Here is a 20,819-nt window from a genome sequence, read left to right as displayed (position 1 = left end):
TGTGAAAGGATGAAAAAAAGAAACCGGCTCTTCACTGCGAGCCGGTTTTCCTTTTTTTATAACAAGTCCTTCTTTTACCGGATAAGCGTCACCGCGCCTTTAATCAGTTTTACGGAACCGTCTGTATATTCCACCGTAGCAAAATAAACATAGGTGCCCATATCCGCCTTCTGTCCTTTTACCATACCGTCCCAGCCATAGGCACGGTCGTTGGCCGGCGTATTCACCGCCTCAAACACCTTGTTGCCGGAACGGTTAAACACCGACAAATTCCTTACCTGCCGGATATCCCAGCTGCCAATCACATAGAAGTAATCGTTCTGCCCGTCGCCATTGGGCGAAAAAGCATTCGGCATACTGATACCTGCATTGACAAAGGTCTGTATCTGCACGCTCGCCGTATCTGTACACCAGTAATCATTCCTGGCTGTCACAACATAACGCATGGAGGATGTGGCGGCAGCTACCGGGGACGGACAGGTCGCACAGGACAGGCCCGAACGGGGCTCCCAGGCATAAGCGGCGGCAGCGCCACCGGTGACCGCCGTACGCAAAGGCACGCTGGCCGGTCTCGGCAACGATATCAGCACCGGTGTGGCGCGAATGGCAAACCGTTCATAATCCAATGCACTCCGGTTATTGGTATAATCTGTTTCTTTCCATACAACGCCGCTTTTGTCATTAACCACCGCTACTACTTCTGCCGTGACCGGAGCGCTGACCACATGCGTAAACTCACGGCAATCGCCCTCCTGCGGCGCAGGCGTATAAAACAACGGCTCCAGTACTTTCGTACGTTCATTACCGGGATCACCGTTGTAAAAAGAAACCGGCAGCTTCCTGAAAATGCTGTCGTAACCGTTCGCCACACATACCTTAAACTTCACAAGGATATGCTCATTATCATAACAACGCGCCGATAATAAACTAACCGTCAGGTCCGGCGGAACAAGGTGCACATACTCCTCTCCTTTAAGCACACACCCGTAACGGTTTGTCAACGTTAGCCCTATCCGGCTGCTATCCAGCATCCGGACGGATGGCGCGGGACAGTCATTGCAGTCCATCGTATAAGCGTCACTGTTATCCCATCGGACCGCAGCCGGATCAAAACCGGTCACTTTGTAATAAAAATGAAAAGGCGCCTTGCGGAATACGGTCGTATCCTGCGGGAAGACTGTCAACACCGGCGGCACATAACCCAGCGTATGCGTATTGTTGGTATAATCTGTCTCATTCAAACCCGTAGTGGGCGGGAAGGGCCGGTGATCTTTATTCACCACCGCCACCACCTGCCCCGTGGCTGTATTCCGGAGATACTGCCCGTAACTGCTACAGGTGCCTGCGGAAGCCATTGGTGTAAGAAAGGTGTTGCCCAGCTTCACCGCGGCAGGATTTCCCGGCGCACGGTCGTAAAAGTCGACCTGCAAGGTAGCAGGAATATTGCCCGGAGCATAGGCGTTGCACAGGGAAAAGTCCACATGCAGGCTGTCGCCGCGGGAACAGGTCACCTTGTCCAGCTTGACGGTATAATCATCTACCGGGGGGATGTGCAAAGTGGCCATGGTATCGGCATAACACGCGTACTGGCTATAGCCGCGCACCTTCACGGCAGTAACCGTGTCTTTGCGATAGGGTGCGGTAAAAGTAGCGTTGATGCAGGTGCTGCAATCCAGATAGGGAGATGTTTCCCATACCGCGCTGGTGAGGGTACCTCCCCTGGAAGAAGGCTTCAGCACCAGCTGCTGCTGTGGCGTGAGCGTATAGTCGCCCGGCGCAAGAGACACATGAAAGCGGAAGCCTTTTTTAAAGCTGAAGTTGTTGCCATAATTGCTTTCTTCCACGCTGGTATTGGGCAGCACTACCGGGAAAACAGCGCCGTTGTCGTTCATCACCGTCACCAGCGTATCTATGCCTTCACGGCCAGCATCCACAATGGTGGTATACAATACGGATACGCATTTACCGGGCAGGTCTGCCGGCAGCAGGAAAGGTGTGCCTAACCGCCTGCCTTTGCCCGGCCGCGGATCATCGTCATAAAAAGAGACAGGGGTATTTTTAGGGATGGTCTGGTATCCCTTGTTTTCAAAATAAAGTTTCACGCGCAGCTTGTTCTGCTGATAACATTCCACCCCCGATACGTACACCACCCCGTCGGCAGTGGGATCGTCCACCACGATGGTCACCGGGTTGGTATAGTCTTCACAGTGTCCGTCGGTAGCGTACAGGCGTACTTTATAGTTGCCGGGCGAATTGAAAACATAATCCAGTTGTTCGTCCGTACTCACCACTGTTTCGGCCATGCCTTTGTCGTTGCTGACCAGCCATTTCCAGGCGGTCGCATTGCGGGAGCGGTTGGTAAACACTACATGGTCAGTCTGTATGCCCAGTTTGGAAGCGATTTTGCGTTTATCAGGATAGAATCGGGCCACTACGCCGCAGCTCACCGGCATGGCGTCTGTCGTGGAAGCCTGGCAGCCGGTCACGTTATCGGTTACACGCAATGCCAGCTGGTAGGTTTTCTGTGTGGTGACCGGCAGCGCCAGGGTAACGCCCGTTCCGGCAGGTGCGCCGTCTACCAGCCACTGTACGGATTGTCCTGCAGCTACGGCAGCCGTAAAGGTCACCACTTCCCCTACCACGGGATAGGCGATGTCGCGGGTGAAGGCGGCGGTGAGTGAGCCGGCGCAGGGATCGTTGCAGACGGTGCTGGCTTGCATCAGTGGCAGCGCGGCAGCGATGAAATTACGCATGCGTTCTGTCTGCCCCGGCGTGAAGCCCAGGATACAGCCGGTGCCCTGGCCATAGTCCATGAAATTGTCCGGCAGGTCGGGCACGTCGACGGTGAAGCCGGACAAGGTATCCGAGCTGCAGGAGTTTTGCGGGGCGCTGCAGGCGTAGCCGCCGGTGATGGTTTTTTCGGGCGGGGTATCGCAGACCATATCCCCGTCGGTGAGACAGTCATTGTTTTTACAATCCCGCGCCGCGAAGGTATGCAGCAGGCTGAGGTAGTGCCCCATTTCGTGGGCCAGCACGCCTGTGCCCAGTCCGGCGACCACAATATCTCCGCCGGCGCTGGCATAACCGCCCATGGTCAGCCGGCTCCATTTACCGCAGCTAAAGTCCTGCATATAGTCAGAGCGGATGGAGGATACCACCCAGATGTTAATATAACGGGCACGGTCCCACGCGCCCATATCCGTTACTTCTCCCCCTTCCATGTCTACGTCAAAATCGTTCAGATAGGAGTAGCTGCGGAGGATACCGCTGGTGCGGCCGCCGTCGGGGGCTGTTTGGGCGAGGCAGAAACGGATTTTAGTGTCCGTACGGCCGCCGGTAAAAGCCCCTGTGGCGCTGTAAGCTTCATTCAGTTGCCGGATGGCGTTGGCCACGTCCAGGTCCGTATAGGCGTTGAGGTTTTCATTCAGGATGTGCACCACTACCGGCAGGGTGATGATGGCCGGATCTGCTGCCGGTGCGCCCGGCGCTTTTACGTAATGACGTTGGAGCAACGCCTGGTTGATGGCTTGCTCCCGCGCCAGAAAAGACGGATCCTGCCGCCATTGCTGTAGTAAAAGATCAGTGCCGCAGGGCCGTACCGTGGCCGGCATTCCCTCCTGGGCATAGGTCAGGAGAGGGCCCAGCGCCAGCAATAAAGCGGCGGCCAGGCTTTTCAATATGGAAGTGCTCATCTCGACAATTATAGGAAGCGCAAATATATATAAATTAATTATAATTAATTTTCAACCGGTAGTTATCATTTTCGTCTATGTTGCTATCAATATTATCATTCTGCTAAGGGGATGCAGGTGTAAAACTGATGTTCTACTTTTGTTGTTTGACGCTAAACCAACAGACTGTGACACAAGAACATACCCGATCCGGCTATTTTTTCCTGATATTGATCCTGGGCGCTATGACGGCGTTGGCGCCTTTTTCCATAGATATGTACCTGCCGAGTTTTCCTGCGATCGCCAAAGATTTTGGCGTAGAGCAGGCGCGGGTGGGGCTGTCCCTCTCCAGTTTCTTCATTGGCATTTCGGCCGGCCAGCTGCTGTACGGGCCATTGCTGGACCGCTTTGGCCGTAAAACGCCGCTGATACTGGGACTGCTGGTATATATCGCGGCCTCTCTGGGCTGCGTATATGCGGGCACGTTGAATAGCCTCGTGGTCCTTCGTTTTATACAGGCGCTCGGCAGTTGTGCCGCTACGGTGGCCTCTGTGGCAATGGTGCGAGACCTGTTTCCCGTAAAGGAAAATGCGCGGGTGTTTGCATTGCTGATGCTGGTGGTGGGCGCCTCCCCTATGCTGGCCCCCACCATTGGCGGCTATGTGTCCGCTGCATTTCACTGGCATGCGGTGTTTGTGGTGCTGGGCGGTATCGGCCTGCTGCTCCTGCTGGCCACTGTCCTGTGGCTGCCGGAAAGCTACAAACCAGACACGGCCCTCTCTCTCAAACCGGGCCCTATCATTCAGAGCTTCTGGACAGTGGCAACCACGCCGCAGTTCTATACGTACGCCTTCACCGGCGCCATCGCATTCTCCGGGCTGTTTGCCTACGTATCCGGCTCACCGCAGGTGTTTATGGATGTATATCATCTCGACGGCAAGACCTACGGCTGGATCTTCGCCGGCCTGTCCATCGGTTTCATCGGCTGCAGCCAGGTCAACAGCGTGCTGCTCAAACGGTATGAAAGCAAACAGATCGTGCCCGTTGCGCTCACGCTCCAGGGCCTGATAGCCGTAATCATGGCGGTCAGCGCGTGGAACGAATGGCTCGGCCTTACCGGCCTGCTGGCGCTGCTGTTTTTTTTCCTCTGCTGTATGGGCTTCATCAATCCCAATACCGCTGCATTGTGTCTTGCGCCGTTTACCAGGAACGCAGGCACGGCTTCTGCCCTGATGGGCGCACTGCAGATGGGTATCGGCGCACTGGCTGCGACCGTAGTGAGCCTCTATGACACCCATAACGCCGTTCCGCTCGCCTTCACCATGTGCAGCGCTTCACTTCTCGCGATAGCCGTGCTATTCACCGGCCGCCGGCAGATTAAAACGACCGTCGCCGCCGAAAAAGGCAGCGCCGTACTGTCCCATTAGAAAAAAATGTGCATCTCCTTGTAAACAGGGAGATGCATATACACCGTTTTCCCCGATCTTTGCAACAGGTAAAGTAACTGTAGCTATCAACCCAATCTCTGCCGGAAAAAAATTTCTCCGGATGAAAGAAAGATGTTAATTTATAAACATATTTAAAGACTGGATAAATAGTCTTCTATTTTGTTTGAAAAAAACCCAATTTTGACATAGTACTTTTCTGCGTGATACACTGTTTTAAATAATGACAAAACAATTATCACCGGCACAAATAACCATTGATTTTTCAACTGACCTATTCCTGAAAGTAAGGATTATGTATTGATCGATTTAGTTTAATCGCATTTTTATTCATTTAATTTATGGATGATCAAAATACTATCAAGCCCATTCCGGAACGCAAAATACTCCTGATAGAACGAGATGACCAGTATTTTACCCCTTTGGAACTGATCCCTGACGATTTCAACGATACGGTAATTCCCTTTGCCCGTCAGTACTTCAAACAGGATAATGATTGCGATATGTTCTGTCAGAACATTAAAGTGAGAGATTTTTCCATCTGGCATCACGAGGTGCTGGCGAAAAAGAATATCCTGCTTACGCCTTATTCACCCCGTCATATCCTGGCGCTGCATTTTAACCAGGCAGACGCCGTGGTGGCGAACATTCACGGGAGAGGCGACTTCAACATGGTAGGCCGGCAGATCTGCCTGTTCAACCTGCCGGAACAAATGCATACCGTTCCGGTGATTCCCGGCATACAGATCAGCAGTTTCCATATCAACATCATCCCCGGTTGTATGGGCGCGCTGGTACGGGAATTCCCGGAACTGAAAGGCCTCCTCTCGAAAAAAATTACCGACCAGAGCGAACCGCTGAACCAGCGCGACTGCACTACCAACATCGCCATCCAGCTGTTGCTGGATGTGATCAAGGATTGCCGCCTGATAGAAGACCAGGCTGAATGCCTCCTGCGCCGCTGCTGCGTAGCGATCTTCAGCAACTACCTCTGCCAGGACGCCACGCCTGAAGGTATCCGCCGCCCGGTAGACGACGACACGCTGATCAAAGTCTTTGACTACCTGAAAGACAATGTGCACCTGGAATCACCCCTGATGCATACCGCCTTTCTCTTCAACCTGCCCAGCGCCGTGCTGGCAGGCGCCTTCGAAAACATGTTCTACATTCCACTGGAAGACTTTGCCTTTCAGCAGAAAATGCTCAAAGCCTACCAACGGCTGGTATATGAAAATATTTCCCTCTCCGACATCGCACAGAGCATCGGCCTGCCGGACGAAAACGTATTCACCATCGCATTCATCAACTATTTCCATTGCGATCCCGTATACATACGGAACGCACAATGACCATGTCCTTTGCATCTATCCGCTGCCGCCTGAAGTCTTTCAGGCGGCAAGCGGAATATCTTCTCCTTTCCTTCTGCTAAAAAAGTAGCCATTCCGGGCCGCCAGCAGGCCGATTTACAAATGTTTTTCTATCTTTAGCGCCCCCTATAGTGATAGCATTATCATTTTTAAATCTGTATTCTTTAACTGGCATTATCTGGAGGCTATGAACACTTTTACAATTATTACGGCTTTAATCACTATCAGTGCGCTGATTTCGTACATCAACAACCGGTTTATCAAACTGCCCGGAACCATAGGCGTGATCGTGGTTTCACTGCTATTGTCCTTATTGATCCTGTTTACCGGTAAAATTTTTCCCGATGCCTATGCGTTCATCAAGGAACTCACCAGCAGCATCGACTTTACACAAACACTGCTGGATATTATGTTAGGTTTCCTCCTGTTTGCGAGTGCCCTGCAATTTGATTTTCAGAAACTGAAAGAACAGCGCTATCCAGTACTGGTACTCAGTACCGTCGGCGTTATCGGGTCTACCTTCATCTTCGGCTACCTGCTGTATTGGGCTACCGGCATGTTAAATGTTGAACTGCCGCTGCTGTACTGCCTGTTGTTCGGCGCGCTCATTTCCCCTACCGACCCGGTGGCGGTGATGTCCGTGCTGAAAAAATCCAAAGTACCCTCTTCGCTGGAGACCATCATCGGGGGCGAATCCCTGCTGAATGACGGTACCGGCATCCTGCTCTTCGTGATCCTGAAAGAACTGGCGGCCAGCGCTGATGCGCACGTCTCCTTTTCCCACACCGTCGCCCTCTTCTCCCAGGAAGTATTCGGCGGTATCCTGTTAGGCGTCATATCCGGCCTGGTGGCTTACCGCACCATGAAACGGGTGGATGACTTCCAGATCATCGTCATGGTGTCTCTATCCATGGTGATGGTCATTTCCGTTACAGGCGCCATGCTGCACGTTTCTATCCCGCTGGCTGCGGTGTCCGCAGGTCTCATCCTCGGCAACACCTCATTGGGTACCAAACAGTCCGAAGACATGCAACGTTACTTTCATAACGTGTGGCACCTGATAGACGAACTGCTCAACACCATCCTCTTCGTGATGATCGGCCTGCAGATCGTGCTCATGCCATTCCTTAAAAACTACTGGCTCACCGGCCTCTTTGCCGTGGCCTTCGTACTGGTGGCCAGGGCCCTGAGCATCTATCTCCCTTCATTGCTGCTGAAAAAGTCGCTGAAAACAACCTACAAAGGCATCACCATACTGGTATGGGCCGGTCTTCGCGGGGGTATCTCCGTGGCACTCGCTATGTCGCTGCCCGAATCCCCCTATAAGGAAATCATCCTTTCAGGAAGCTATTTCGTGGTACTGTTCTCCATCATTGTCCAGGGCCTTACCCTCAAACGGGTGGTCAACAGGATGGTCGCCGCATAAACCAAAAAAAAATGCCAGGGCTTTCGTCCTGGCATTTTTCTTTTTATTTCACAACGATGTTGCGCGTCAGTCTGAAATCTGCGGATGATGACCCGATATGCACACCATACGTCCCTTTATACAATTTCCAGCGCTGCTGCTGCAGGTCCCACTTCTGCAATTCCGCCATCGGTATTTCCAGCGTTACGGCAGTTGTGCCGCCTTGCTTTACATGCACCCGCTTAAACGCTTTCAGCTCTTTCAGCGGCATCCTCTCCTGATTGGGATAAGTGATATACGCCTGCAACACCTCATCGCCATCCATGCTGCCGGTATTACGTACCTGAACGGACATACGAATAGTGTCATTCGCCTTGTAACCTGCTGCCGGCGCCTGTTGCCAGTCATAGGCAAACGTGGTATAGCTCAGACCGAAACCGAAAGGATAGGCCACCTTACCGGTAAAATAACGGTAAGTGCGGTTTTTCATGCTATAGTCCTTATAATCCGGCAGGTCTTGGAGCGACTGGTAAAAGGTGACCGGGAGGCGCCCTGCGGGCGAATACTTTCCGAAGATGATATCCGCGAGTGCATTCCCCCCTTGTTCTCCCGGGTACCACGCGAAGATGATCGCATCTGCATACGGTTCAATAGCGGAAACATCTACCGCGCTGCCGGCCGTTACCACGGCGATGATCGGCTTTTTGTGCGCAGCCCTTAGTTTCTGCATAAAAACCACCTGCGAACGGGGAAGGCTCAACGAATTTTTATCTCCTCCGGAAGCAGACAGGAAGGCATCCCCCTCTTCTCCTTCCAGCAGTGGCGTCAGTCCTATCACGGCAACGGTCACATCACAGTTCTGGGAAGCCCAGATACCGCCAAAATGCAGCGTGTCGGTAAAGTCGCACCCCTGGTCGTATTGCAGCGCCATACCGGGCCCCGCGGCTTTACTGAGGCCGGCGGTAAAAGTCACCATATTGCCGGATACGCCGTGATAGTTGCCCATCAGGGCTTCCAGCGAAGCGGAATTGGAACCGGTGACCAGCATGGAGGCGTATTTGTCGGCACGCAGCGGCAATACGCCGTTATTTTTCAGCAGTACCATACTCTCTCTGGCGGCCTGTAAGGCCAGTGCGGTATGCCAGGCGTTGTTAACGCTGTCGGCGCCGTAACCGCTGTAACGGCTGGCTCCCGGCGCATCGTACAGCCCAAGCTTCATCTGGGTACGCAGACTGGCGCTCAGCGCACTGTCTACCTCCGCCGGTTTCAGCCAGCCCTTATCGATCGCTTTTAACACATCGTCCTGTAAGATATTGGCGCAATCCAGGTTAACACCGGCTTTGATCGCGGCCGCAGCCACCTCTTCGCGCGTAGGGATGGCCTTATGGCGCAACCAGATATCATCCAGCGCCCAGCAGTCGGTCACCACCTGCCCGCCAAACTTCCATTCCTTCCGCAGGATGTCCTGCAACAGTGTGTTTCCGGTGCAGCAAGGCTGACTGTTCACCCGGTTATAGGCGCACATAATGGATTCCACATGACCATCCACCATCTTCTTAAAAGCATACAGGTAGGTTTCCCGCAGGTCTTTTTCATCCACCACAGCGTTAAAACTGTGACGGTCCGCTTCCGGTCCGCTATGCACCGCAAAATGTTTGGCGCAGGCAGCCGTTTTCAGCGCTCCCGGTTCGTCGCCTTGTAAGCCCTGCACAAATGCGCCGGCCATAACACCCGTCAGGTATGGGTCTTCTCCATAGGTCTCCTGGCCCCGGCCCCAGCGTGGATCGCGGAAAATGTTGATATTAGGTGTCCAGAAATTGAGCCCCATATATTGCACATGACGCCCTGCGGCCACCGCCAGGTTGTATTTGGCACGCGCTTCCGTGGAGATGGATGCCGCTACTGCCTTCGCCAGCGGTGCGTTAAACGAAGCCGACAGACCGACGGCCTGCGGAAAAACGGTCGCCTCGCCGCCACGGGCGATGCCGTGCAGTGCTTCATTCCACCAGTTATACGCCGGAATATGCAGCCGCTCTATAGCGGGACTGTTATACCCCAGCAGGGAGATTTTTTCGGATAACGTCAGCGTATGCAGCAGATCACTCACACGCTGGTCCAGCGGCGCGCCTGCCTTTCGGAACAACGGCTGTTCCTGTGCACACAATGTTCCTACCGGTAGCAGCGCCATCGCATATGCCAGCAGTTTTCTTTTTTTCAACATGCTAAAAGCCTTAAATTGTATATGAATTAATTCCCGTCGTACATCGCAAGTTATCGTGTTTATATTGTAAATAAAACGGGTGCGGGCGGTTTGTTTAGTAAGAATCAGCAATTAATAAAATAGTATAGAAAGATGGAAGCCAGCAATCGCAAATGGGAACAGATAAGAGCCGATTTCCCGGTCTTCAGTAAATACACTTACCTCTTTACCAATGGCGGCGGTCCGGTGAGCAAGCCGCTGGTGGCCAAAGCAACAAAACTACTGACTGACCTGAGTGAACAGGGCCGCGGGGTGATGCCCGCCTGGGATCCCGAAGTGCAACAGGTCCGCGCTGCTCTGGCCCGTACCGTGAACGCATCCCCTTCGGAGATGGCTTTTATCACCAATACCGCACAGGCGATGGGACTGCTGACGGGCATGTTCCCCCGAACGTTTGAAATTCTTACCATGAAAGATGATTTCCCTACCAGCTTCGTGCCCTGGATACATCACGGACATCCCGTGCGACTGGTACAGCCGGAGGCAAACGGCGCCATACCTGTCACCGCCATAGAACAGCAAATCACTTCCGATACCCGTATCCTGATCCTCAGCCATGTCATGTTCCGCTCCGGCTACCGTCACGACCTCGCGGCCATAGGCTCGTTATGTAAAAAACATGGATTGATACTGATCGTAGACGCCACGCAGTCTTTCGGCATCAATGAAATAGATGTGAAAACCGCCAACATCGACATCCTCATTTTCCATACCTACAAATGGGCAGCCGCGGGCTACGGCGCCGGTGGCATGTACGTGTCTCAGCAAATACTGGAAAAATATCCGCCCCAAACCATGGGATGGTACAATGTCACCTATCCCAACCCCGACTTTGATACGACGCAGGACTATACCCAGTTTACGCCGAAAAAGGACGCTACCGTATTTGAACAGGGCACACCGGCTTTTCTCAATATCCTGCTGCTCGGTGAAGCCCTGCGGTACCTGGAAGCCATCGGCATTGCAGACATCGACGCTTACATACACCTGCTGATTAACTACCTGCATGAACAGGCAGCGGCGCACCAGGTCGAAGTACTCTCTGACTTTGAACAGCCACATCTTTCGTCGATACAGCGACTGAAAATATCACCGGAACAAAATCAGCGGCTGGTACAACACAACGTGATGGCCCGTTATAAAAACAATACGCTCACAGTGGCGCTCAACTTCTACAACAACAAAACTGATATCGACGCCCTTTTCGCCGTGCTGCAATAACTATACTTTCAGGCCGCCGAACATGCTGAAGAGAATGATGCCCAACACGATCAGCGTGATCACCACGTACATCCTGTCTTTCTCCACAGCAAATCCAATGAGGGAAAAGCAGATGCGGAGTATAGGCGTGGCCAGCAGTATCAATGCCCCGAACTGGATGACGGCTGAAGGTTTGAATGTTGTCAGCCCGCGGAAGATACCGCTGAACGTCGTGTACTCTTTTCCTTCGCCGGTAAATGTGCTGTAATCGGGGATACTGTCTGCCCCATGTTTGGCCAGGTATAAGACGCCTCCCACAAAAGCAATGGCGCTGGCGGTGATCACGCCGGTACGCAGCACCTGTCCTACCAGTAAAGCAATATCTCTGTCGCCGGTGAGTGTTTTAATAAGTTTCATGGCCGGTATTTAAAACTGATGATGTAATCCGTTGTAGATCATTTCCAGCGCTACAAAAGAAATGGCTGCGCAGAAAATGTACCGCAACGTTTTCGGGTTCATCACGGTAAGCAACCGTGCGCCGGTAAAGGCGCCGCCCAGCACGCCCAGCACCACCGGGAAAGCGATGCCCGGATCAATGTAACCGCGTTGTAAATACACAACTGCGCTGGCGGCCGCCGTAACGCCGATCATAAAATTGCTGGTCGTGGTGCTGACCTTAAAAGGTATCTTCATGGCCCCATCCATCGCCAGCACTTTCAACGCACCGGAGCCAATGCCCAGCAGTCCGGATAAGACGCCCGCCAGCAACATGATGGAAAAACCGCCGCCAATGTTCTGCAGTTTGTAGGATACTTCACCCTGCGGCGTAGGGTAATTGCTGTTCAGTTTTAAGATGTAGGACAAGCGGCTGCCTTCCTGCAGGGCATGTTCATGTTTCTTGCGGACAGTCATCAGTGCGGAAAAAATCAATACCACGCCAAAGAGGATAGCGATGGTATTTGTCGGCGTAAAGACCGCTATCAGCGCCCCTCCTACCGCTCCCACCGTGGTCGCTATTTCCAGGAACATGCCCAGCCGCACGTTGGTGATCCCCTCTTTGATGTAAGCCGATGCCGCACCGGACGAATTGGCGATGGAAGCCAGCAGCGCCGCCCCGATAGCGTAACGGATATCTACATGAAACACCAGCGTCAGTAACGGGATAACGACCACTCCTCCGCCCAGGCCTGTCAGCGAACCTAGAAGACCCGCCACATAAGCGCCTGCCAGGAGTATCAGGCTGAAAATAAGTATGTTCATCTGTCAGAATTTTAGTAGTTGTTGTCCAGGATATCTTCCATCGCCTGCCGGGATAACTTCACATTACCGCTTTTAACAGCTTCATACAACTGTTCATGCAGATGATGACTGATCGCAAAATGACTGATGCTCTCGGTGTCCCTTTTGGCAAAGAAGTCACGGATCACAGCGGTAAAACTGCGATAGAGGTCCGCCAGCACATGATTGCCGCTGGCTTTGGCAATGGTTGTATGAAACGCGATGTCCGCCTCCATGCAGTCCTGGTACCGCTGCTCCAGGATCGCTTTTTTACGCAGGTCGAGGTATTTCTTCATCTCTGCCAGCGACGCTTTGGTATGATGCTGCGCCGCCAGCTTCACAATTTCATAGTCCAGCATGCGCCGCACCTGGTTGATCTCTTCAAAATCCGCACGCCGCAGCCGCTGGTCCAGCGATTCTGTCTGCACCGTCTCACTCACATAGGTGCCCGATCCCTGCTGCACACGCAATACGCCCGACATGGCGAGCGTCTTTATCGCCTCCCGGATGGTGGAACGCCCTACCGCGTACTGCACCATCAGCTCAGGTTCTGTCGGTATCTTCTGTCCGGGTTTATAAATGCCCTGTGAGATGTCTTTCTGTATAGCGTTGATAACGCGGTTGGAAAGTTTCGATGTCTGGTCCATCTATTTCAAAATTTGAAAATTTAAAATTCAGAAATTTCAACAAAGGTATGATGTTTAAATTAAACATCTGATGTTTTAAGGAAAAAAATAAAAAAGCCGCCTCTGCTGTGGAGAGACGGCTTAATACAAGCATGATCCGTATGCTTACAATCGATGAAGATCTTAGAAATTAAAGTTGTCCGGGTCGGGCCCCATTCTTTCGCCCCGGTCCAGTGCATCCATTGCCGCCACATCTTCAGCGGTGATCTCGAAATCGAAAATCTCTGCATTGGAAATGATACGTTGCTGCTGAACGCTTTTCGGGATAGTCACCACCCCTTTCTGCAAATCCCAGCGCAGCACCAGTTGAGCTACGGTCACACCGTACTTTTCCGCCAGCTGCTGCAGTTCAGGCACTTTAAACGCTTTGCCCTGCATCAGCGGGCTCCAGGCCTGGTATTGAATGTGGTGCTGACGACAGAAATCGAGCAGCGGTTGTTGCACGAGGTAAGGATGGAACTCCAGCTGGTCTACCATCGGCAATATGTTAGCGCTCTGGAACAGGTCTTCCAGGTGATGTTGGAGGAAATTGCTGACGCCGATGGCTTTTACCCGGCCGTCTGCATACAGTTTTTCCAGCGCGCGCCAGGTTTCTTTGTACTTTCCTTTTACCGGCCAGTGGATCAGGTAAAGGTCCAGGTAGTCGGTTTTCAGTTTTTCCAGGGAAGTGTCAAACGCCTTCAGCGTACTATCGTAACCCTGATCAGCATTCCAGACTTTACTGGTAATAAAAATATCTTTTCTGTCTGTTTTGTTATTGGCGACAGCGGTGCCTACGCCGTCTTCATTTTCGTAAACCGCCGCGGTATCAATGTGCCGGTAACCAGCGTCCAGCGCATAAGTCACGGCATCTATCACTTCCTGTCCTTCATTGGTCTGCCACACACCTAATCCGAAATAAGGCATCTTTACGCCGTTAGCCAATTGCACAGTGCCTGTAAGATCTGTAATATTCATTCGTTTAAATTTTATCATAAAAGGATGATGCAAAAGTACACCCAACCGGCCGATCGTCATCGGTACAATCCTGCGAATTTTCTGTACAAATAGAAGACAATCCGTACCGCATTTTGTTCACATCAGAAATATCATTATCTTTGCATCGCAAAAAATCACTCACATTAAAGAGATGAAAAACACCTTTAAATATCAGGCAAACAGGAAAAACGATTCCGTTATCAGAGCGGTAATTGCAAGTACTCGTATTGTCTTTATTCAAGACGGGGAGGCAGATCCAACCCGGATATAAGAGGTATCATCAAGTGAAATAACTCCCATTATCATATTGGAGGCCTCTTCATCCGAAGAGGCCTTTTTATTTTGTCTCCCCTGCCGTTCCGGCTCCCTTTTTACATACTGTAAATGATCACTGCCTTATGAAAGTATTGATCACAACAATGACTGTATACATCCGGCCACACCGGTAATGTCTGGCATGCTGTTGCCATAACGCAATGCCTCTCATTACCGTATGAGAGGCTTTTTTATTCCGATTTTTAAAGAAGATATTATATGAGACAACTGTCCCGATTCAGAAATATAGGCATCATGGCGCATATCGACGCCGGTAAAACAACACTCACGGAAAGAATGCTGTATTACACCGGCCTTACACATAAACTGGGTAATGTAGATGACGGTAATACCATCATGGACACCGATCCGCAGGAAGAAAAACGGGGCATCACCATCTCTTCCGCAGCGATCACCACGTACTGGAATTATGCGGATGAAAAATACCAGGTCAATATTATTGATACGCCCGGCCACGTGGATTTTACGGCCGAAGTAGAACGTTCTCTGCGCGTGCTCGACGGCGCCGTCGCGGTATTCTGCGCCCGCTCGGGCGTGCAGCCGCAATCAGAAACAGTATGGCGCCAGGCCAACCACTACAACGTGCCGCGCATTGTGATGATCAATAAAATGGACCGGCAGGGCGCCGACTTCCAGCGGGTTGTGGCCGAAATACGGGAACGACTGCACGCTAACGTTATTCCGCTGCAGCTGCCCATCGGGCAGGAAGACAGCTTCACCGGCGTAATAGACCTTGTCCGCATGAAAGCGCTGCTCTGGCATGACGACGACGGTAAACTGTTTGAAGAAACAGCCATCCCGGACGAGCTGCTGGAAGCGGCCATGCAGGCCCGCAGGAATATGCTGGAAGAACTGTCGCTGTTGTACGAACCACTGCTGGAACAATACACCGGCACACCGGACAACGTCAGCGAAGCAACCATCATAGCCGCCATGCGCTATGCCACGCTCAACATGCTGGCCGTACCGGCCTTCGCAGGCGCCGCCTACAGGAATAAAGGCATACAGCCCCTGCTCAACGCGGTGGCGGCCTACCTGCCCTCGCCGGAAGATATTCCGGTGGTACATGCCGCCGATCCTGATTCCGGCGAAGCCATTACCATACCGGCCACCCCTGAATCGAAGGTAGCCGGACTGGCCTTCAAAATTATGGTCGACGACTACGTAGGCAGGTTGACGTTAGTACGCGTATATGCCGGCATTTTACGCACGGGCGACATGCTGTGGAACAGCCGCTCCGGCCGTACCGTCCGCATCAGCCGCCTGCTGCGCATCATGTCCGATAAGTTTGAACCGGTGAACGAAATAGGCGCCGGCGACATCGGCGCAGTAGTAGGACTGAAAGACGTTAAAACCGGCGACACGCTGTCCCATCCGGACCATCCGGTATTGCTGGAACGTATCAGCTTCCCCGAACCCATGATCGGTTACGCCGTGGAAGCCAAAGCAGCCAAAGATGCCGACAGGCTGGGCGAAGCGCTGGCAGGACTGCTGGATGAAGATCCCACCTTGTCAGTAGAGGTAGACAAGGCCTCCGGCCAAACTATCCTCAAAGGCATGGGTGAACTGCACCTGGAAGTGGTGCTGGAAAAACTGGCCACGGAATACCAGCTGCAGATCAACAAAGGGGCGCCGCAGATTGCGTACAAGGAAATACTCACGCAGGCGGTCACCCATCATGAGGTGTTTAAAAAACAAACCGGCGGCTCGGGCAACTTTGCAGACATCACGTTTGAAATGTCGCCCCGGGAAGACGGTCAGCCGGGACTGGAATTTATCAACGACATCAAAGGCGGCGCCATACCGAAGGAGTTCATTCCTTCCATCAGCAAAGGCTTTGAAGCTGCGATGAAAACCGGCCCGCTCAAAGGGTATCCCCTTCATGCCATGCGTATCCGGCTGCTCGATGGTAAAATACATCCCAACGACTCCCACGCGCAGGACTTTGAACAGGTGGCCATGATTGCTTTCCGCAATATCGCGGCCCAGGCGGGCCCGCGTATGCTGGAACCGGTCATGTCCGTGGAAGTCACCACACCGGAAGAATATACCGGTGCGCTCGCCGGCGATCTTAACAGGCGCCGTGGCGTGATCCGTCACATGGAAATCAAAAACAATGTGCAGGACATCACTGCCAGTGTGCCGCTGGCCGACCTCTTCGGATATGTGACCACCCTGCGTACGCTCTCCTCCGGAAGAGCCAATGCCTCTGTCACTTTCGAAGCCTATCAACCGGTCAGCCGCTGATGCCTGCCTCAAATAAAAAGGGTGCCCCCGTCCGGGGGCACCCTTTCAATATCCCGGCGCCCTTCTCAGCACTATTGGCCGGGGGCTGCCTCCATGTGTTACGTCGTATAAATTCCAGGTATCAGCTATCGTCCCGGGCTCCAGCCTCCAGTTCCTGGCCGGATCTGCCAGCATCGTTTTTACCCAGCGGGGAAAAGCATTGGCGGCGCGTGCATCTTCCCAGGTACGGATCACTTTGAAAATGGCGTCCTTTTGCGGACAGCCTTCCACATCTTTCTGGTTCAGCTTCAGGCTGTAAGTTGTTCCCACACCTACGGAGATAGCTTGTATATGCTCATACTGCGCCGGCGTAGACGTTGCCGTTATCGGAAAGTTTCCTCCCATTCCCACCGGGAAAAAATTGGCATAGGTTACATCACGAAGATCTTTTCCCTGGCTGGTAGTACTTCCCCATTCCCTCGTATCCACATCATACAGGTTTTTTCCTCCGCCAACATTCCAGATGCTCTGGTAATGCCATGAGCCTTCCGATAAAGTAGATCCGGTAAAACGGATATACGGTACCCCCAGGGATGCGGCATGTTCAAACATCCGGCGGAAGAAACGTTTCACCGAGTAATAGCCGTGGCCGTTGTTAAACAGGAACTCCTGCCCGTCAAAATCATAATAAGCCAGGCCATTGACCTTGCAGATGTCCGCATAATGTTTCGCTATTTCATCCTGCAGCTGCATATTGGGGATCACGCCGTCATAACCATAGTTGACCGTCACCTGCAGCTTGCAGATGGTATCGCCCGCGGCATGGGCTGCCGGAGCCGTATTCCAGTATCCCCGCTTTACGTTTAACAACCGGTACGGCGGAGCGGCCGATACACCGAGGTAATGAATAAGCTCTTTACCGATCTTTATCATATTCAGGTTCTCACAATGCCCCTCCCAGCTGGCTATTTCTTCCAGGTACGCCGGATCGTTTACCGTAATGATGGTATCAGCCGGACCAATCTTTCCAACAAGCAGTCTTTTTTGCTGGCAACAAAGGCTGTCGCTCGGAACGGGGCTGGCATCCCTGGTACCGGGCGCCAAAGAGTTGGTGATAGGTGTTCTTCCGATCACGATCCCCTGCCGGGCCGCCAGCAAGGCAAATTCCTTGTGTGACATATTTCCGGCTGTCATTTTTATCGGTTTATTTTCAAAATGCTTTCCGTCGATATATCCGTCATTACCACGATTGGGCCTGAGAAATCCCTGATCGTATAAACTGATGGTCTTAAACCCCATCCTGGAAGTATAGGAGATGATACTATCGTATAAACCGCCGCCGGTTAAAGCATCCGGAACAAAAGCAGCGGGGTCTTTTACCCATTTGCCATTAATGGTCGGATAAGGTAGCTTCTCCTTCACCACTATCTCCCGAAGCACATCCAGGAGCGCTGTACTGTCCGGGCTCCCCCAAAACGCCACCGAAGATCCGATATAACCTACGCCGGGCAATGGTTGCACATCAATATGATTGGGCTTGTTAGCCTTCATATGCGGTATCAGCGAAAATAAAATTTCCCGCCTGCCGGACCGGTCCCTCGAATGATAGGAAACCGCAATGCGCCCCAGTGAATCCACCTGAGCCGCATCGCCATACATAATACGGTACCAGGGCTCTTTATGCGCATAAAATGCTACGTCGCTGATGCCATCGCCACCCAGGCTGAATACCTGGCCTTCATGCAGGCTGTCCGGCAATGGAAACCGCCCGGCGTCAGGCGTATGGATGATGTATTGAAAAGGCGCGGCATCCCCCGTTGTCGCCGAAGTTCCGCCCAGCGTATTGTCATCCAGCGCCAGCATTCCTATCGCATAATTGACAGCGGCGCTGGTATCCCTGGCAACGCCAATGATCTCTCCCAAAAGGTTATTGATGTTGGTATAATATGCTCCCCATTGAATCCCCTCGATGCTGGTTGCGGGAGTTAGCGACAACAGTGTCAGTTTCAGGTATTTTGCATGCTGCGTAAGGCGTATCCTCGCCTCCGATCCGTTGGAATAGGCCAGCAGTAGCGTCTTTCCGGCTGGCTGCCAGGTGGCTTTTACCGGCTCGTAATACATCTTCTTTTGCCCGTCGTACAGCTGCATCAGCGGCGAAGGTTTGTCAGCCGGGCTGAATTCCCGGGCTGTCTTCCCCGTGATGTTCTTCATACTGGTAATAAACCCGCGTTTATCGACACGGACCTTAAAATAGCGGGTCTGAAAATCCCATTGGGCCGATAAACAGCCGGCATACAGGACTGCCAGTAAAGTCAGAAAAATTCGTTTGTGCATCGTAGTTGCTTTATCTATCCTGCCTTGGGCAGACATCGTAAAGATGACCAAATAGTGGTAGTGCAGCAACAATAAATTTGACAAAATTCAATGCTATTTTTACCGGAGGCATCAAATGAAGAAGCTGCCTCGTAATGAGACAGCTTCCCTATGCTAACGTTTCTTCCTACATCCTTATAACGGGCACTTCTGATGATAATCGATCATCTCAATGGGTGCTTTTTCAATTTCGATGCCTTTGTAGTACGCTTCTATTTCATCCAGCACTGCTTCCACTTCTTCCACGGTTTTTAACGTTACCAGCCGGCTGCGGAATTCTTTGATGTTAGGCAGTCCTTTGAGATAGTTGGCATAACAGCCGCGCATTTCGTTGATGCCTGTCACAGGGCCTTTCCATTCCACGGAGAGGCGCAGGTGCTTTTTACTGACAGCAATGCGTTCTTCCAGGGTAGGTCCTGCCAGCAATTCACCGGTTTTCACGTAGTGTTTGATTTCGCGGAACAGCCACGGGTAACCGATAACCGCTCTTCCGATCATGATACCGTCCACTCCGTAGCGGTTTTTGTATTCCACCGCTTTCTGGGGCGAATTGATATCGCCGTTACCAAAAATCGGAATGTGGATGCGGGGGTTGTTCTTTACTTTTCCAATCAGCGTCCAGTCAGCTTCCCCTTTGTACATCTGACAACGGGTGCGGCCGTGAATTGCTAATGCTTTAATACCGACATCCTGAAGCCTTTCTGCCACCTCTTCGATGTTTTTGGTACCATCATCCCACCCGAGGCGTGTTTTAACCGTTACGGGCAGCTTAGTGGCCTTTACCACGGCATCGGTGAGACGCACCATCAGGTCGAGGTCCTTCAACACCCCTGCCCCGGCGCCACGGCCCGCTACCTTTTTCACCGGACAGCCGAAATTGATGTCCAGCAAATCGGGATTGGTCACATCCACAATTTTGGCAGCCAAAGCCAGGCTGTCCTCGTCACCACCGAAAATCTGGATGCCCACCGGCCTTTCATATTCGAAAATATCCAGCTTGCGGCGACACTTGATCGCATCCCGGATCAGTCCTTCACTTGATATAAATTCAGTATACATCAGGTCCGCCCCCGCGTCTTTACAGACAGCACGGAAAGGCGGGTCGCTTACATCCTCCATGGGAGCCAGCAACAAAGGGAAATCGGGCAGTGTTATGTTGTCAATCTTAACCAAAATCTGTATTTTCAGGAGCGCAAAGATACAGCATTTACCCCGGGCACAGCAAGCCACGGATTCAAATGTTTGTCAAAAACACGCCTTATCACCCCATTTTTGGGAACGAATATTGATCCGCATTTTCCGGTCCCGGGGCTCACGCCCCGGGCTACGATGTTGTTCAGGTCCTGTGAATGAAAATTACTAACTAATGGAGGAACCTCACAAAGCCTGGGTAACTGCAACATCATCCAAAAACAAGAATTAAGAATGAAGCACTAAGAATGAATCATTTATAGTCATTTCTGTGGAAGCATAATCCATGAAAACAGACAAACCATACATATCACATCTTTCCACTAACTAACCTGAACAACATCGTAGCCCGGGGCGTGAGCCCCGGGACCCTGGGAACGAAAACGCAACGAAACGTGATAAA

Annotated in this window: 13 protein-coding genes; 5 read left to right on the top strand and 8 right to left on the bottom strand. The window is 52.2% G+C overall.

What is annotated here, in order from left to right:
• Positions 1–74 precede the first annotated feature (74 nt).
• Positions 75–3,692: a T9SS type B sorting domain-containing protein gene (locus HF324_RS11595; protein WP_168859823.1), complete on the bottom strand. Its 3,618-nt coding sequence runs from the start codon at positions 3,690–3,692 to the stop codon at positions 75–77.
• Positions 3,693–3,859: 167 nt separating this feature from the next.
• On the opposite strand from HF324_RS11595, the gene HF324_RS11590 reads away from it, so the two are divergent.
• The 3 genes from HF324_RS11590 (at position 3,860) to HF324_RS11580 (ending at position 7,909) form a co-directional block, all read left to right on the top strand.
• On the top strand, positions 3,860–5,098 hold the full coding sequence (locus tag HF324_RS11590; RefSeq protein WP_258539495.1) for a multidrug effflux MFS transporter: 1,239 nt from the start codon (positions 3,860–3,862) through the stop codon (positions 5,096–5,098).
• Positions 5,099–5,457: 359 nt separating this feature from the next.
• A complete protein-coding gene (locus HF324_RS11585; protein ID WP_168859821.1) occupies positions 5,458–6,465 on the top strand; it encodes a helix-turn-helix transcriptional regulator in 1,008 nt (335 codons plus the stop codon).
• 205 nt (positions 6,466–6,670) lie between these two features.
• Complete coding sequence (locus HF324_RS11580) at positions 6,671–7,909, top strand: cation:proton antiporter (RefSeq protein WP_168802612.1); 1,239 nt, start codon at positions 6,671–6,673, stop codon at positions 7,907–7,909.
• 43 nt (positions 7,910–7,952) lie between these two features.
• On the opposite strand, the gene HF324_RS11575 is transcribed toward HF324_RS11580, so the two are convergent.
• Positions 7,953–10,109, bottom strand: coding sequence for a glycoside hydrolase family 3 N-terminal domain-containing protein (locus HF324_RS11575; protein ID WP_258539494.1), 2,157 nt, complete (start codon positions 10,107–10,109; stop codon positions 7,953–7,955).
• A gap of 132 nt (positions 10,110–10,241) precedes the next feature.
• On the opposite strand from HF324_RS11575, the gene HF324_RS11570 reads away from it, so the two are divergent.
• Positions 10,242–11,369, top strand: a complete 1,128-nt coding sequence (locus tag HF324_RS11570; protein ID WP_168802611.1) for an aminotransferase class V-fold PLP-dependent enzyme — start codon at positions 10,242–10,244, stop codon at positions 11,367–11,369.
• On the opposite strand, the gene HF324_RS11565 is transcribed toward HF324_RS11570, so the two are convergent.
• From HF324_RS11565 to HF324_RS11550, 4 genes are all read right to left on the bottom strand, one after another.
• Positions 11,370–11,765 (bottom strand): DUF1634 domain-containing protein, encoded by a 396-nt coding sequence (locus HF324_RS11565; protein ID WP_168802610.1) that lies wholly within the window; start codon positions 11,763–11,765, stop codon positions 11,370–11,372.
• A gap of 9 nt (positions 11,766–11,774) precedes the next feature.
• Positions 11,775–12,608 (bottom strand): sulfite exporter TauE/SafE family protein, encoded by an 834-nt coding sequence (locus tag HF324_RS11560; RefSeq protein ID WP_168802609.1) that lies wholly within the window; start codon positions 12,606–12,608, stop codon positions 11,775–11,777.
• Positions 12,609–12,619: 11 nt separating this feature from the next.
• Positions 12,620–13,273: a FadR/GntR family transcriptional regulator gene (locus HF324_RS11555; protein WP_168859820.1), complete on the bottom strand. Its 654-nt coding sequence runs from the start codon at positions 13,271–13,273 to the stop codon at positions 12,620–12,622.
• Positions 13,274–13,435: 162 nt separating this feature from the next.
• Positions 13,436–14,269, bottom strand: coding sequence for an aldo/keto reductase (locus tag HF324_RS11550; protein ID WP_168859819.1), 834 nt, complete (start codon positions 14,267–14,269; stop codon positions 13,436–13,438).
• A gap of 555 nt (positions 14,270–14,824) precedes the next feature.
• Here HF324_RS11550 and fusA point away from each other — a divergent pair.
• Positions 14,825–16,873: an elongation factor G gene (gene fusA, locus HF324_RS11545; protein ID WP_168802606.1), complete on the top strand. Its 2,049-nt coding sequence runs from the start codon at positions 14,825–14,827 to the stop codon at positions 16,871–16,873.
• A gap of 45 nt (positions 16,874–16,918) precedes the next feature.
• Here fusA and HF324_RS11540 read toward each other — a convergent pair whose 3' ends face one another.
• A complete protein-coding gene (locus HF324_RS11540; protein WP_168859818.1) occupies positions 16,919–19,186 on the bottom strand; it encodes a hypothetical protein in 2,268 nt (755 codons plus the stop codon).
• Positions 19,187–19,360: 174 nt separating this feature from the next.
• Positions 19,361–20,398 carry a tRNA dihydrouridine synthase DusB gene (gene dusB / locus HF324_RS11535; protein WP_168859817.1) on the bottom strand — a complete coding sequence of 346 codons (1,038 nt, stop codon included), beginning with the start codon at positions 20,396–20,398 and terminating at the stop codon, positions 19,361–19,363.
• Positions 20,399–20,819: the final 421 nt, after the last annotated feature.

The organism is Chitinophaga oryzae (assembly GCF_012516375.2).
Lineage (GTDB): Bacteria > Bacteroidota > Bacteroidia > Chitinophagales > Chitinophagaceae > Chitinophaga > Chitinophaga oryzae.
This window is presented reverse-complemented; position numbering and strand designations above follow the sequence as displayed.